The sequence below is a fragment of the Pedobacter jamesrossensis genome (genome assembly GCF_042650905.1).
GTDB lineage: Bacteria > Bacteroidota > Bacteroidia > Sphingobacteriales > Sphingobacteriaceae > Pedobacter > Pedobacter jamesrossensis.
In genome coordinates this window covers 91,904-108,118 of sequence record NZ_JBHSBY010000145.1, presented here as the reverse complement: position 1 = coordinate 108,118, position 16,215 = coordinate 91,904, and the positions used below count along the sequence as shown (strand labels likewise).

9 protein-coding genes are annotated in these 16,215 nt (G+C 36.7%); all 9 read left to right on the top strand.

What is annotated here, in order from left to right; genetic code table 11:
• Positions 1–101: 101 nt before the first annotated feature.
• The 9 genes from ACFOUY_RS20315 to ACFOUY_RS20275 all read left to right on the top strand — a co-directional run bounded on the left by ACFOUY_RS20315 (position 102) and on the right by ACFOUY_RS20275 (position 16,156).
• Positions 102–3,056 (top strand): SusC/RagA family TonB-linked outer membrane protein, encoded by a 2,955-nt coding sequence (locus ACFOUY_RS20315; protein ID WP_378963118.1) that lies wholly within the window; start codon positions 102–104, stop codon positions 3,054–3,056.
• Positions 3,057–3,068: 12 nt separating this feature from the next.
• Positions 3,069–4,652, top strand: a complete 1,584-nt coding sequence (locus ACFOUY_RS20310; protein ID WP_378963117.1) for a RagB/SusD family nutrient uptake outer membrane protein — start codon at positions 3,069–3,071, stop codon at positions 4,650–4,652.
• Between the two features lie 43 nt (positions 4,653–4,695).
• A complete protein-coding gene (locus tag ACFOUY_RS20305) occupies positions 4,696–5,673 on the top strand; it encodes a SusE domain-containing protein (protein ID WP_378963116.1) in 978 nt (325 codons plus the stop codon).
• Positions 5,674–5,741: 68 nt separating this feature from the next.
• On the top strand, positions 5,742–7,658 hold the full coding sequence (locus ACFOUY_RS20300) for a glycoside hydrolase family 13 protein (protein ID WP_378963115.1): 1,917 nt from the start codon (positions 5,742–5,744) through the stop codon (positions 7,656–7,658).
• An 85-nt stretch (positions 7,659–7,743) separates the two neighbouring features.
• The gene (pgmB, locus tag ACFOUY_RS20295; protein WP_378963114.1) at positions 7,744–8,424 is read left to right on the top strand and encodes a beta-phosphoglucomutase; all 681 of its coding nucleotides are present in this window, start codon (positions 7,744–7,746) and stop codon (positions 8,422–8,424) included.
• A 71-nt stretch (positions 8,425–8,495) separates the two neighbouring features.
• Positions 8,496–10,814 carry a glycoside hydrolase family 65 protein gene (locus tag ACFOUY_RS20290; RefSeq protein ID WP_378963113.1) on the top strand — a complete coding sequence of 773 codons (2,319 nt, stop codon included), beginning with the start codon at positions 8,496–8,498 and terminating at the stop codon, positions 10,812–10,814.
• Complete coding sequence (locus tag ACFOUY_RS20285) at positions 10,811–12,655, top strand: alpha-amylase family protein (RefSeq protein ID WP_378963112.1); 1,845 nt, start codon at positions 10,811–10,813, stop codon at positions 12,653–12,655. The genes ACFOUY_RS20290 and ACFOUY_RS20285 overlap by 4 nt, the downstream gene beginning before the upstream one ends.
• A gap of 121 nt (positions 12,656–12,776) precedes the next feature.
• Positions 12,777–14,153: an MFS transporter gene (locus ACFOUY_RS20280; RefSeq protein ID WP_378963111.1), complete on the top strand. Its 1,377-nt coding sequence runs from the start codon at positions 12,777–12,779 to the stop codon at positions 14,151–14,153.
• Between the two features lie 116 nt (positions 14,154–14,269).
• Positions 14,270–16,156: an alpha-amylase family glycosyl hydrolase gene (locus tag ACFOUY_RS20275; RefSeq protein ID WP_378963109.1), complete on the top strand. Its 1,887-nt coding sequence runs from the start codon at positions 14,270–14,272 to the stop codon at positions 16,154–16,156.
• Positions 16,157–16,215: the final 59 nt, after the last annotated feature.

Sequence of the window (16,215 nt, the reverse complement as noted above, 5' to 3'; positions counted from 1 at the left end):
TTTAAATAAATTTTGAATTCTAATTTCCTGCTGTAAATTAGACCTGTGTGTAAATCACTATAATATTTAACCAAATTTTTATACTTAAACGAGCTTCGAATATGAAAGTATTTTACCTGTTAAAACAGGGGCTTTTGGTGCTGTTAGTTTTTTCAGCATTAATCGTAAAAGCACAAACCGGATCTGTATCCGGAACAGTGCTTGATGAAACCGGCCAACCATTACCTGGTGCATCCATTTTAGTAAAAGGAACAACCAGGTCTACATCAACAGATGCAAATGGTAAATTTAAACTGGCAGGTTTAACAAATGGTTCCCTAACATTATCAGCAAGTTTTATCGGTTATCAAACCTTAGATAAAGCTGTAAATGTTACCGCAAATGCAACCGCCGATTTTAAATTAGTTCCAGATGCACAAAAATTAAATGAAGTTGTTGTTATCGGTTACGGTACTGCAGAAAAGAAGAACTTAACCGGTTCAATTACAACGGTAAGTTCGAAAGACTTCCAAAAAGGTACGATTACTACGCCAGAGCAATTAATTCAAGGTAAAGTTGCAGGGGTAAACATCACTTCTGGTGGTGGTGCACCTGGTGGAGGTAGTACAATCCGTATTCGTGGAGGTGCTTCCCTAAATGCGAGTAACGATCCTTTAATTGTGGTAGATGGTGTTCCTTTTAGTGGTAATAGTATTGGTAATGCACCAAGTCCATTATCATTAATTAACCCGAATGACATTGAAACTTTTACCGTTTTAAAAGATGCAAATGCAACTGCAATTTATGGTTCAAGAGCATCGAATGGTGTAATATTGATTACAACTAAAAAAGGTGGTTCTGGTGCTCCGGTGATTAATTTTAGTACAAACAACTCTATTGGTACCGTTGCTAAAAAAGTAGATATGTTATCTGCTGATGAAGTTCGTGCTTATGTAAATGCAAATGGTAATGCTGCTCAAAAGGCTTTATTGGGTACTGCAAATACAGATTGGCAAGATGAAATTTATCGTACTGCCTTTACAACTGATAATAACTTAAGCATTTCAGGTTCATTCAAGGGTGTTCCGTATCGTGTTTCGGGTGGGTATTTAGATCAACAAGGTGTAGTTATCAGAAGTGATTTAAAAAGAGCAACTGGTGCAATTACTTTATCACCAAGATTATTTACCGATCATTTAAAAATTGATTTAAACTTAAAAGGCTCATTAACAGAGTCGCAATATCCAAATGATAATGCAATACAAAATGCTGTTCAATTTGACCCTACAAAACCAGTTTATGCTCCTAACCAATTCGGCGGTTATTTCGAATGGATAAATGGAGCTGTTCCAAATCCAAATGCACCCCGCAATCCTGTGGCCTTGATTGAATTACAAGATAACCAAGGAAATGCAGCAAGAAGTTTTGGTAACGCTAGATTCGATTATTCTTTCCATTTTTTACCAGAACTACATGCGAACCTAAATTTAGGTTACGATGTATCTAAGGGTTACGGTTCTACAAGTGTTCCTACTTTTGCAGCACAAAGTGCTTCAACAAACGGATCTTACTCAAGCAGAAAAAATATTGAGAAAAATACATTCTCTGAGTTTTATTTAAACTACGCCAAAAACTTTGAAAGCATTAAAAGTAGGTTTGATGTAACTGCTGGTTATGGATACTACGATATTGCACAAACCAATTTCAACTACAACACGTATAAAGGTACTGGCGAGTTATTAACTACTCCTGTATTTCCATTCTCTGTTGAGCAAAATAAATTGCTTTCATACTATGGAAGGTTCACTTATACTTTCGATGAAAAATACATTTTACAAGGAACCATGCGTGCTGATGCTTCATCTAAATTTGCTGAAGAGAATCGTTGGGGTTACTTCCCATCTGCAGGTTTTACCTGGAGAATTATTGGCGAGGATTTTTTGAAAGATAGTAAAGTAGTGTCTGACTTAAAATTGAGATTAAGTTACGGTGAAACAGGTAATAAAGATGGTATCGGAAACTATGATTACCTATCTAAATACTATGCCAACAGCAATAATGGTCAGTACCAGGTAGGTAATACATTTTACAACTACTACAGCCCGGCGGGTTATGACCCTGATTTGAAATGGGAAACAACCACGACCTATAATGCAGGTTTAGATTATGGTTTTATGAAAGGCAGATTATACGGAAGTGTTGATGCTTACTTTAAGAAAACCAAAGATTTATTAAGCACAATTAATATTCCAGTAGGTACTAACTTTAGCAACCTGTTAACCACAAATGTTGGTAATATGGAAGTTAAAGGTATTGAGGCAAGTTTGAATTTTGTAGCGATACAAAAAGAAAATGTAACCTGGGATTTTGGATTTAACATGGCTTACAACCAAAGAAAAATTACCAACTTAACTTTAAATCCAGATCCGGGTTCGAAAGTAAGTGCAGGTGATATTACTGGGGGTACTGGTGTAACACTTAAATATAATGCGGTGAACCAAGTACCTGGTGCATATTTTGTTTACAAACAAGTTTACAACGCAAGTGGTGCTCCAATTGAAGGTGTTTATGCAGATTTGAACGGCGATGGTATTATCAACACTAACGATCAGTATTTTTATAAATCTCCAGATCCGAACTTTACATTTGGTTTTAATACTTCATTCACTTACAAAAAATGGACTGCAAGTACGGTTTTAAGAGCTAATATTGGTAATTATGTTTACGATAACGTTTCTTCTAACTTCGGTATTAAAAATAACGTGTTGAGTACGCAAGGTATTTTAAATAATTCTAGCCGAGATATTTACAACACAGGTTTCCAGAGCAATCAGTTTTTAAGCGATTATTATATCAAAAATGCTTCATTCCTAAAAATGGATAATGTGGGTTTGGCTTATAATGTTGGTAAACTTTCTAAAAATGGTAATACAACAATGCGCATTTCTGCAAACTGCCAGAATGTATTTGTCGTATCTAATTTTAAAGGCGTTGACCCTGAATTAATCTCTGGTATTGATTATAACTTTTATCCAAGACCAAGAACATTCACTTTAGGTTTAAATGTTGGGTTTTAAAAATATATAAAAATGAAAAATTCATTTAAAATAATTTTGGCATCAGCTGTTTTACTGGTGTCATTAAATTCATGCAAAAAAAGCGATTTAAATTTAACACCAACTAATGATGTTACTGCACCAATAGTGTATGCTACACCTGCAGGTTATAAAAACAGTTTAGTTAAATTATACGCAACCTATTCATTAACGAGCCCCGGAGGTTCTGATGTAAGTGATGTCGGCGGATTGAACTCAGGTTTCGCAGATTTTTTAAGGTTATTCTGGACATCTCAGGAATTAACTACTGATGAAGCAATTTGTGCCTGGGGCGATACTGGTATTCCAGAATTAGATTATTCTACACCAAGTGTTGATAATCAATTTTTAAGAGGTTTATACTCAAGAAGTATTCTACAAATAACATTCGTTAATGAGTTTCTTCGCGAAAGCACACCAGAAAAATTAGCAGAGCGTGGCATTACTGGCACAGATGCAACAAACATTCAACGCTATCGTGCTGAAGCTCGTTTTTTACGTGCCTATCAGTATTGGGTATTAATTGATGCTTTCGGCAACCCGCCATTTGTAACAGAAAACGATGTTATCGGTAAAGTTGCCCCTCAACAAATTAAAAGAACGGCCTTATTCGCGTACATCGAATCAGAATTGAAAGCAATAGAACCTGATTTAGCAGAACCTCGTACAAATGAGTATGGTCGTGCTGATAAAGGTGCAGATTGGGCATTGTTAGCTAGGTTATACTTAAATGCTCAGGTTTATTTAGGAACAGCAAAATATACCGAGGCTATTACTTATTCTACCAAAGTAATCAACGCTGGTTATCAGTTAAAAGCAAATTATATGGATTTGTTTAAGGCAGACAATAACATTAACAACCCTGAAACCATTTTAAGCATTAATTACGATGGTGTAAACGGCACAAACTATGGCGGCACAACTTTCTTGATTAATGCAGCTATTAATGGCGATATGAATCCATCATCTTATGGTGTGCCGAATGGTGGTTGGGGTGGTAACAGAACCCGTGCTAATTTACCTGCTTTATTCCCTGATGCAAATGGAACTTTAGATAAACGTGGTGTTTTCTTTGGTACTAAAGCAGCAGTTGACGAAGTCGGCGTATTTACCGATGGCTTACGGGTAACTAAATTTAAAAATGTTACCATAACTGGAGCAACACCACCATCTTTAAATGGAACATTTAGTTCATTAGATTTTCCAATTTTCCGTTTGGCTGAGCAGTATTTAATTTATGGTGAAGCCGTATTGCGAGGTGGTAACGGTGGTTCGATAGCTCAGGCTTTAACTTATGTAAATGCTTTACGTACACGTGCTTACGGAAATGCATCAGGTAATGTAACTACACTTACAACAGATTTTTTCTTAGACGAACGTGGTCGTGAGTTGTATTGGGAAGGTCACCGCCGTACAGATTTGGTACGTTATGGTAAATATACAGACGCAAGTTATTTATGGCCATTTAAAGGTGGTGTTAAAGCGGGCACAGGTCTTCCTGCATTCCGTAACTTATATCCATTACCAACAGCAGATTTAATTGCAAATCCAAATTTGGTTCAAAACACAGGTTATTAATCTTAATATTTTATAAGATATGAAATCAATTTTCTTAAAATCCATGGCATTAAGCTTAATTGCTTTATCACTATGGTCGTGTAAAAAAGATGAAACTAAAGCAATTGCAACATCTGGCACTGGAGGCGCACTACAAACATCGGCAACTTCTGTTGTTTTGGATAAATCGAAATTAACATCAACCGTTGTTACTTTTACTTTAACTGATGCCAACTTTGGATATCAGGCAGCCGTTTCTAACGTTTTGCAAATGGCAGTTAAAGGAACCAACTTCGCAACGCCAAAAGAGACAATTTTAGATGCTAAGGCAGCTACCAAAGCATACAATGGCTTAGATTTTAACAATCTTCTGCTATCATTAGGTATTCCAACGACTTCAAATACGGATGTAGAAATCAGAATAAAATCGTCGATATCTACGGCTACCTCTCCTGTTTATAGCAATGTAGTTAGCATTAGCGCAAGACCATTCCCATTAACGGCGTGGATTTACGTTCCTGGAAATTACCAGGGCTGGAATCCGGCAACTGCCGATAGTTTAATTTCTGCTACAGGAAATGGTGTTTACACTGGTATTATTGCTTTCGATGGTGATAAATTTAAAATTGCCCCTGCTAAAAACTGGAATGTTTCTTATGGCGACGGTGGAAATGGTAAAATCAGCACTACTGGTGCAGATATAAATTCTGTAACAGCAGGAGCAAAACAATTGGTCGTAGATTTAAATGCAAACACATTTACTTTAACACCATTGGTATGGTCGATTATTGGTAATGCGGTACCAGGTAGTAACTGGTCTGTAGATACGGATATGAAATTCATTAATGATGGTAAAAATACCTGGACAATTACAACTCCATTAACTGCGGGTGAACTTAAATTTAGATTAAACCACGATTGGGGAACCAGTATTGGCGATGGTGCTAACAATGTTGTCATTGCTTCAGCCGGAACTTACAAATTAACTTTAACGCTTAATGCTGATGGTAAAACCGGAAGCTTTACAGCAGTAAAACAATAATAATTTAACTAAAAGCCCTGTGGAGATTATACTTTCTACAGGGTTTTTAATATTCCTAAAGTTTCAGCATGATTAGAACACATATTTCAATTTCTCCTCTACAAATTAATGCTAAGATTCGTTGTTCGCATTTCGCCGGAATAAAAACAATCCTTTTTACCTTTCTAATACTTTCATCAAGTATTAATCTTTTCGCTCAAAAACTTGAGCGTATAGAACCCATGTTTTGGTTCGCTAGGATGAAAAATCCCAAATTACAATTACTTGTACATGGCGATAATATTGCCGCAAGTACAATCTCACTAACTTATCCAGGTGTTAAGCTTGTTAAAGTTAATAAAGTCGAAAATCCTAATTACCTGTTTGTCGATTTGGAGCTTGCTCCATCTGCAAAAGCAGGTAAATTCCCTATAAACTTTTCTGCCAATGGCAAAAAGATATTCTCTTATACCTACGAATTAAAAAATCGCGATAAAAGTGCAGATAGAATTCAAGGTGTAACGCAAAAGGATTTTATTTATTTATTAATGCCAGATCGCTTTTCTAACGGCGATAAATCTAACGATGTTGTTAAGGGCTTAACAGAAACTGCATTAAACCGCGATAGTATGTACTATCGTCATGGCGGTGATATTCAGGGCGTAATCAATCACTTAGACTACCTTAAGGATTTAGGTGTAACGACCGTTTGGATGACTCCCGAAATCGAAAACGATATGCCACAGGCATCTTATCATGGCTATGCAGCAACAGACCACTATAAAATCGACCCCCGTTACGGCACAAACGAAATTTATAAAAAATATGTAGAAACTCTTCATGCAAAAGGCATGAAAGTGATTAAAGATATCGTTCATAATCATATTGGTACAAACCATTGGTTTTATAAAGATTTGCCAATGAAAAACTGGTTAAATCAATGGCCAAAATACACTCAAACAAATTATCGTGATCAAACGGTGATGGATATTCATGCTTCAGCAGCAGATCGTAAGCAAATGCTCGATGGTTGGTTTGTACCATCAATGCCCGATTTAAATCAAACAAATCCTTTTGTTCAAAATTATTTAACTCAAAACCATATTTGGTGGATAGAATATGCAGGAATTGATGGTTTGCGTTTAGATACTTACGGTTATAACGACCCGGTTTACATGGCCGATTGGGCTTTAAAATTACAAGCAGAATTCCCTCATCTTTCAGTTTTTGGAGAAACATTAGTTACTGCGGTTGCGAACCAGGCATTTTTTACAGGAGGTAACACAGTAAATCGTGGGTTCGATACGCATTTACAAGGCATAATCGATGCGACTTTAAAGGATGCAATTTATGAGGGCATTAATGGTAAAAATGGCTGGGTAGATGGTATTAATCGTGTTTATGCAACGCTGGCTCATGATTTCCTTTATAAAAATCCTAATACAAACTGCATCTTTTTAGACAATCACGATATGAGCCGCTTTTATTCAATGGTTGGTGAAGATTTCGATAAATATAAAATGGGCATGTCTATTTTATTAACTATGCGTGGTATTCCTCAAATGTATTATGGTACAGAAATATTAATGAAAAATTTCTCTAATCCAGATGGTTTAATACGTTCTGATTTCCCTGGAGGATGGGATGGAGACAAAAAAGATAAGTTTACTGCCGAAGGCAGAACAAATAAAGAAAATGAGGCATTCAGTTTCGTTAAAACTTTAGCTAATTTCCGCAAAAATAGTCCTGCTTTGCAAACCGGAAAGCTAATGCAGTTTGTGCCGCAAGATGATATCTACGTATATTTTCGCTACAATGAAAATGCAAAAGGTACAGTAATGGTGATTGTAAATAATACTGAAAAAGAGAAAAATTTAAGTACAGATAGGTTTGCCGAAAGAACGAAAGGAGTTACTGCAGCAAAAAATGTAATTAGTAACGAAACTTTATCCTTTAAAGAAATTAAAGTTCCTGCTAAAACAACTTTAGTTTTAGAATTAAATTAATTAGAAACCTGAAAGACTAAAGCAAAAAGATTGGGCGATTTATCTTTATACTTGATATACGCTACCTGAAACAAAAATTATAAAAATGCAAGATACAGCTCACATCTCACATCTCACATCAGCTATCAAAGCCTGCCTATTCGATTTGGATGGCGTTTTGGTCGATACTGCAGTTTACCACTATAAAGCTTGGAAACGTTTGGCTAATACCATGGGCTTCGATTTTACAGAAGAACAAAATGAGCAATTGAAAGGCGTAAGCCGGGTAGAAAGCTTAAATAAAATATTGGCTTGGGGTAAAGTAGAGAAAACAGATGCAGAAAAAGAAGAACTGGCAACCTTAAAAAATAGCTGGTATGTTGATATGATTACAAAAATGACACCTGCTGAGGTTTTACCTGGAACAGTTGATTTTTTAACCGAAATTCACAAGGCGGGTTATAAGTTGGCTTTGGGGTCTGCTAGTAAAAATTCAGGAATCATTTTAGAGCGTACCAATCTCGCTCATTTCTTCGATGAAATTGTAGATGGAAATATGGTTACCAAATCAAAACCAGACCCTGAGGTATTTCTAAAAGGTGCTGAGCTTTTGGGTTTCCAGCCTGATGAATGTGTAGTTTTTGAAGATGCAGTCGCAGGTGTTGAAGCGGCAAAGCGTGGGGGAATGAAAGCCATTGGTATAGGCGAAAAAAGTGTACTTACCGAGGCAGATATTGTGGTAAGTGGATTAGATAAATTAACGGTTAAAGATTTAGAGCGTTTATAGGTTAAAGGTGTAGGGTTTAAGGTTTAGGCTCCATGTCTTAATACCTGATACTAACTACTCGATACTAGATTATGAAGAATTACATTAAAGCAGATGAGTGGAACATTATCGAAGAAGGCTTTGATCCACATTTAAATAAAATTTCAGAAAGTATTTTCAGCTTAGGTAACGGCCGAATGGGGCAGCGTGCCAACTTCGAAGAAACTTATACTGGCGAAACTCTGCCTGGTAACTATGTTGCCGGTGTTTATTATCCTGATAAAACCCGTGTAGGTTGGTGGAAAAATGGCTACCCTGAATACTTTGCTAAAGTTTTAAATGCTGCAAATTGGGTAGGCATAGAAGTGAAAATCGATGATGAGGTTTTAGATTTAGCCACAGCCGAAGTAAGCGATTTCAAACGCGTACTGAATATGCATGCTGGTGTTTTAGAACGTACTTTCACGGCGAAATTAAAGAACGGCAAAACTGTAAAAGTAAAAGCAACTCGTTTTTGCAGCATCGCTGATGATGAAGTGGGGGCAATACGTTACAGCATAACGCCAGTAGATTTTGATGGTAAATTAACGTTAATGCCCTTTATTGATGGTGATGTTAAAAATCAAGATAGCAATTACGACGAAAAATTCTGGACTATGGTTTCTGATGAAATCACAGGAACCGGAGCTTACATCAAATTAAGAACCAAGAAAACGGAGTTTGAGGTTTGCACAGGAAGCAACATCGAAGTTTATAAAAACGGAGAAAAATTATCAGTAAACCCACAAGAAGTTCGTAAAGAGAAATTCGTCGGACAAGCCATTTCTTTAGACGTAAAAGCAAACGAAGAAATTACATTAGTTAAAATCGCTGCAAATTTATCTTCAGAAAATTATCCAAAAGAATCCCTTTTAAAAGAAACTAAATCGGTGATCTCGAAAGCAACTGCCAAAGGCTTTGATACGTTGTTAAAAGAACAAACCAAGGCTTGGGCAACAAAATGGGAAGAAAGTGATATCGTTATCGAAGGCGATGTTTCTGCTCAACAAGCAATTCGTTTCAATATTTTTCAGTTATTCCAAACCTATACTGGTAAAGATGACAGACTGAATATCGGTCCAAAAGGTTTTACAGGGGAAAAATACGGAGGTTCTACTTATTGGGATACCGAAGCGTATTGTGTGCCTTTCTACTTAGCAACTGCGCCACAAGAAGTAAGTAAAAACTTATTGATTTATCGCCATAAACAATTGGGCAAAGCTATAGAAAATGCGGCGAAATTAGGTTTTAAAGATGGGGCTGCATTGTATCCAATGGTTACTATGAATGGCGAAGAATGCCATAACGAGTGGGAAATTACATTCGAAGAAATCCATCGTAATGGTGCCATCGCATTTGCTATTTTCAATTACATCCGTTACACAGGTGATGAGAGTTATCTATCCGATTTCGGTTTAGAAGTATTAATCGGTATTGCTCGTTTCTGGAAACAACGTGTAAACTGGAGCGGCGACAAGCAGCAATATGTAATGCTCGGTGTTACTGGTCCCAACGAGTACGAGAATAACATCAACAATAACTGGTACACCAATTTACTGGCAACCTGGTGCATGAAATATGCAACCGAAGCTGCCGGAATTGTTAAAAAACAACAGCCAGAAAAATATACAAGCTTATTAAAAAGTTTAAATTTTGATGATAAAGAATTTGCCGATTGGGCAGATATTATCGAAAAAATGTATTACCCACAAGATGAAAAGTTAGGCATCTTTTTGCAACAGGATGGTTATTTAGATAAAGAACAAATTCTGGTTAAAGATTTAGCGGCATCTGATAGACCCATAAATCAAAAATGGAGTTGGGATAGAATTTTGCGTTCGCCTTTCATAAAACAGGCTGATGTTTTACAAGGAATCTATTTCTTCGAAGAAGATTATGATTTGGAAACAATTAGAAGAAACTTCGATTTTTATGAGCCACGTACCGTTCACGAAAGTTCTTTATCGCCTTGCGTGCACAGTATTTTAGCGGCTAAATTAAACGATGAAGCCCGCGCTTACGAATTCTATTTACGTACTGCCCGTTTAGATTTGGATGATTATAACAACGACACTGAAGATGGTTTGCATATCACTTCGATGGCCGGAACCTGGATGAGTGTGGTAGAGGGTTTTGCTGGTATGCGTGTTCGAGATGGTAAATTATTATTCAATCCGTTTTTGCCAACGCAATGGAAATCATTCTCATTTACAATTGGTTTTAGAGGCGCAACTTTAAAAATAAATATTACCGAAAATGGTATCAATATTAAAAATAACAATGATATCGATTTAGAAATTGCCATTAAAAATCAGGTTTATCAACTTAAAGGTAACGCCAACATTAAAGTTAACACTAAAGAAATGGTATGATTTTAAATGTAAAAAGTAAAATAGAAACCGACATTTTCTTCGTGAATTGTTATGGCGAGAAGGAACGACGAAGCAATCTTATTGCAGTAGCTTATTTAGCGGTGCTTTTCTTTTTATGTATTTCATCATCATCATTAGCACAAAAAAAGAGTAAAAGTATGAACGATAAACAAATCGTTATCTACCAATTATTACCCCGGTTATTCGGAAATAAAAACACTACAAATATACCTTACGGAACCATTGAGCAAAATGGTTCGGGTAAATTTAACGATATTACGGATAAAGCCTTAGATGGCATTAAAGAACTACATGTAAGCTACGTTTGGTACACTGGTGCCATTGCCCATGCCAGCTTAACCGATTATTCTAAATACGGAATAAAGGTTGATGATGCAGACGTGGTTAAAGGTAGAGCTGGTTCGCCTTATGCTATCCGCGATTATTATGATGTAAATCCTGATTTAGCCGTTGATGTTAACAGAAGGATGAAAGAGTTTGAGGCTTTGGTTAAAAGAACTCATGCTAAAAACTTAAAAGTAATTATCGATTTTGTTCCAAATCACGTAGCCAGAAGTTATCATTCTTATGCGAAGCCTAAAAATGTAATCGATTTCGGCGCAAAGGATGATGTAAATGCAGGTTTTAGTCCTGCTAATGATTTTTATTACATCCCAGGGCAAAAATTTTTAGTTCCTCAGCTTGCGCCACAACAAACGCCAATTTCTTCTTTGCAGGATGGTCATTTTGATGAAAATCCAGCTAAAGCATCGGGTAACGATGTATTTGTGGCACAACCAAAAGGCGATGATTGGTACGAAACCATTAAGTTAAACTACGGCGTAGATTATCAAAATGGCAAACAACAACATTTCGACCCTATTCCACCTGTGTGGACTAAAATGCGTGATATTTTAGTGTATTGGGCAAAAAAGGATGTGGATGGTTTCCGTTGCGATATGGCCGAAATGGTGCCAATTGCGTTCTGGAATTGGGTTATTCCGCAGGTTAAAAGCATAAATCCAGATATTATTTTCTTAGGCGAAGCTTATAATCCAAAGGTTTATAAGCAATATTTAGATGAAGGTAAATTCGATTACCTATATGATAAAGTTGGTTTATACGATGGCTTAAAAAGATTGATCAAAGATGAACCGAATGCAGATGTTGCATCTATTAAATATGTTTGGCAATCAGAAAGTGCTGGTTTTGGCAATCGTATGCTGCGCTTTTTAGAAAACCATGATGAAGAACGAATTGCTTCTGCTGGATTTGCAGGAAAAGCTGAACTGGCATTGCCTGCGATGGTGGTTTCGGCAACATTAGGTTCTGGTCCGGTAATGCTTTATTTCGGGCAAGAAGTCGGCGAACCGGGCAAAGGACAAGAAGGTTTCGGCGGTGATGATAACCGCACTACAATATTCGATTACTGGGGCGTTCCGAATCATCAAAAATGGATGAATAATGGCGCTTTCGATGGAAAACAACTGGATGAAAATCAATTAAAACTAAGAGCTTATTACAAGCAGTTATTAAAAGTAACTTCTACGAGCGATGCTGTTTTACACGGTGATACTTACGAAGCGCCACATACTGGAAATATGAATAACAGGATGTATGCTTTCATTCGTTACTCAGGAAAACAGCGACTTTTAGTTGTGGTAAACTTCGATAGAAACCAAACTTTAGAGGCAAGTATAGAAATTCCGGATAGTATTCTTAAAGTGAAATCTTCATCTCCGGTTACGGATTTGTTAACGGATAGGAAATTAAATATCCCCGCAGGAACGAGTATCCCGGTAAAACTTGAACCAGTTTCGGCGCAAGTGATAGAATTTTAAAAATGAATAATTTTAACCGCAAAGAACGCTAAGTTTTTACGCAAAGAAATTGAAGAGCATGCTTTGCGTTTCTTCGCGGATTTTTCTTTTCGAACTTTGCGGTTAATCAAAACCAAATAGAATGAGCTTAAAAACAATATTAGAGAACCCAAAATTAACGCTTGTACAGATTATTAATATGAGCGTTGGGTTTTTCGGAATCCAGTTCGGCTGGGACTTACAACGTGCCAACATGGGTCGTATTTACGAAAACCTTGGTGCAAATCCAGATCAGGTTCCGCTATTGTTTTTGGCAGCTCCGCTAACAGGGCTTTTGGTTCAGCCAATTATTGGCTATTTGAGCGATAGAACATGGCATCCAAAATGGGGTAGAAGAAGACCTTATTTCATGATTGGTGCAATTGTAAGCAGCATCGCATTAATTTTTATGCCGCATAGCAGTGCTTTATGGATGGCCGCTGGATTATTATGGGTTTTAGATGTTTTTGGTAATATTGCCATGGAACCTTTCCGTGCTTTTGTTACAGATAAATTGCCCGATAGTCAGGTTAACCGTGGTTTCATTATGCAAAGTATGATGATTGGTTTAGGCGGAAGTGTGGCCTCATCGTTACCTTGGTTAATGAATAATATTTTTCATTTGGATAATACAGCAGCGCCAGGAAATATTCCCGAAAACGTAAAATTTTCTTTTTATATCGGTGCATTTTTCTTCTTCGTGGCTGTGTTGTGGACTGTTCTTACAACTAAGGAGTATCCACCGCAGGATGTAGATTTTAAAGAGAAAGTACGAGAGAGCAATAAAGGTTTCGGTGGTGGTGCCCGTGAAATTTTTCATGCATTAAGGAATATGCCAAAGCGTATGCAAATTGTTTCATTGGTTCAGTTTTTTACATGGCCAGGGTTATTTTTAATGTGGTTTTATTATACTACAGCTGTAGCTGTAAATGTTTTTGGTGGCAAAGATGCCGCCGATCCGGTTTATGCTCATGGTGCCGATTTCGGAAGTTTAACTTTAGCTTATTATAGCGTAATCACTTTCCTTTTTGCTTTAGTTTTGCCAAAAATAGCCGATGCTTTAGGTCGTAAAACAACACATGCTATTTGTTTGCTTTGTGGCGCAATTGGTTTAATTAGTGTGGCTTGGGTACACGATAAAAATATGCTTTATCTATGTATGACAGGTGTAGGTGTTGCCTGGGCAAGTATTCTATCGATGCCTTACGCTATGTTAAGCGGCTGTTTGCCCAAAGATAAAATTGGCATCTATATGGGGATTTTCAATTTCTTTATTGTCCTTCCAGAAATTATTGCCTCATTAGGTTTCGGTTGGTTAATGCGTAACGTATTAAATAACGATAGATTATTAGCGGTTCAGTTGGGTGGTGGGTTAATGATTTTAGCCGCTATAATTTGTTATCTCTTCATTAGAGAGCCAAAGAAAATCAATAATGTTTTAGCTACCGAACTTGGGATAGAAGAAAACCGATCTGTATAAATTAACTTAACAGCAAAGTTTACAAAGATAAATGGCAAGAAACGCTAAGAAAACTTGCTTAGCGTTTCTTTGCCGAATCCTTTGAGCCTCTTAGCGGTTAATAAATTCCTAACCAAATGAAAAAAAAAATATTCTATCTGCTACTTTTGGTAGCAGCCTTTACTTCCTCGTGCAAAAAAGCAGCTACAGATGGTGGAATTGAAACGCCAATAACTCCATCAACAGAATTACCTGCTGGTGCTAAAGATGGAGTCGCATTTATCAATAATGGCAAATCGGCAATTGTAACCTTATATGCTCCCGGAAAAAGTTCTGTTTCGCTAATCGGAGAATTTAATAATTGGTCAGCTACAGTATCGGTAATGAAAAAAACATCTGACGCAAATACCTGGTGGGTTCAAATTGATAATTTGGACGCAAACACAGAATATGCTTATCAGTTTTTAGTTGATGGCACTTTGAAAATTGCAGACCCCTATTGTGAGAAAATTCTTGATCCAGCAAACGATAGTTATATTTCTGCGATTACCTATCCGAATTTAAAAGCTTATCCTGCCGGAAAAACTACAGGTATTGTAAGCACAATGATGGCCAATCAACCAACTTATACTTGGAAAAACACTGGTTTTACCCGTCCGGAGAAAAACAATTTGGTGATTTATGAATTGCTTATCCGCGACTTTACTGCCGAACATAATTATACTTCTACATTAGCAAAGCTCGATTATTTGCTTGCTTTAGGCATCAATGCAATTGAATTAATGCCTGTAAACGAGTTTGAAGGAAATTTAAGCTGGGGTTATAATCCATCATTTTATTTTGCTCCTGATAAATATTATGGAACCAAAACGGCTTTGCAGAATTTTATCGATGAGTGCCATGGAAAGGGCATTGCTGTAATTATGGATATGGTTTTAAATCATTCTTTCGGGCAATCGCCAATGGTACAATTATACTTTGATGGTTCGAAACCAACTGCAAATAGCCCTTGGTTTAATGTTGATGCAAAACATCCGTTTAATGTAGGTTACGATTTTAATCACGAAAGTGCAGCCACAAAAAAGTTTTCGAAAGATGTAATGAAATTCTGGATGCAGCAATATAAAATTGATGGGTTCCGTTTCGATTTATCTAAAGGATTTACCCAAACACCATCATCGGATGATGCCGTTTTTAGAAAGTACGATGCAGGTAGAGTAGCGATTTGGAAAGATTATAATAGTTATATCAAAAGCATCGATCCAAATAATTTTTATGTGATTTTAGAGCATTTTGCCGAAGAATCAGAAGAAAAGGTTTTAGCTGATGAAGGAATGATGCTGTGGAATAACCTAAATTATAACATGAACGAAGCCACTATGGGTTGGTTAGCAAATTCTGATTTCTCATGGGGATTTTATGCTAAACATGGCTTTAGCAGAGCTGATGGTTTAATTACCTATGGCGAAAGTCATGACGAAGAGCGTTTGAACTACAAAAATATTTCTTTTGGAAACATGTCGGGAAGTTATTTAATCAAAGGCAATTTGCCAACCTCATTAAAACGCCAAGAGATGGCTGTCGCTTTTCTTTTCAGTATTCCCGGGCCAAAAATGGTATGGCAATTCGGAGAATTGGGTTACGATATAAATATCGATTTTAACGGAAGAACTGGTGAAAAACCCATTAAGTGGGAATATTTCAGCGATCCAAATCGAAAAGTTTTATACGATGCTTACGCTAAGTTTATCAACTTAAAGAAGAATAACAGTATTTTTAATTCAAACAATTCTACATACAATTTAGCTGGTGGAGTTAAATACATAAAACTCGTAGAAGGTTCAAATACTGTTATAGTTGTTGGCAATTTCGACGTTGCCAATCAATCTGCTAACATAGATTTTGGTGCATCTGGTGTTTGGATGGACGCAGTTGGTAGCTCAATAAATTTGTCATCAAATACCTATTCTGGAACATTAGCACCCGGAGAATATCATGTTTTTAGCAAAGTCGCTTTAAAGTAACATCAATTTATACTGCTTTTGCCTTTGATGATTAGAGTTTATAAAAGAAATCTGATTAT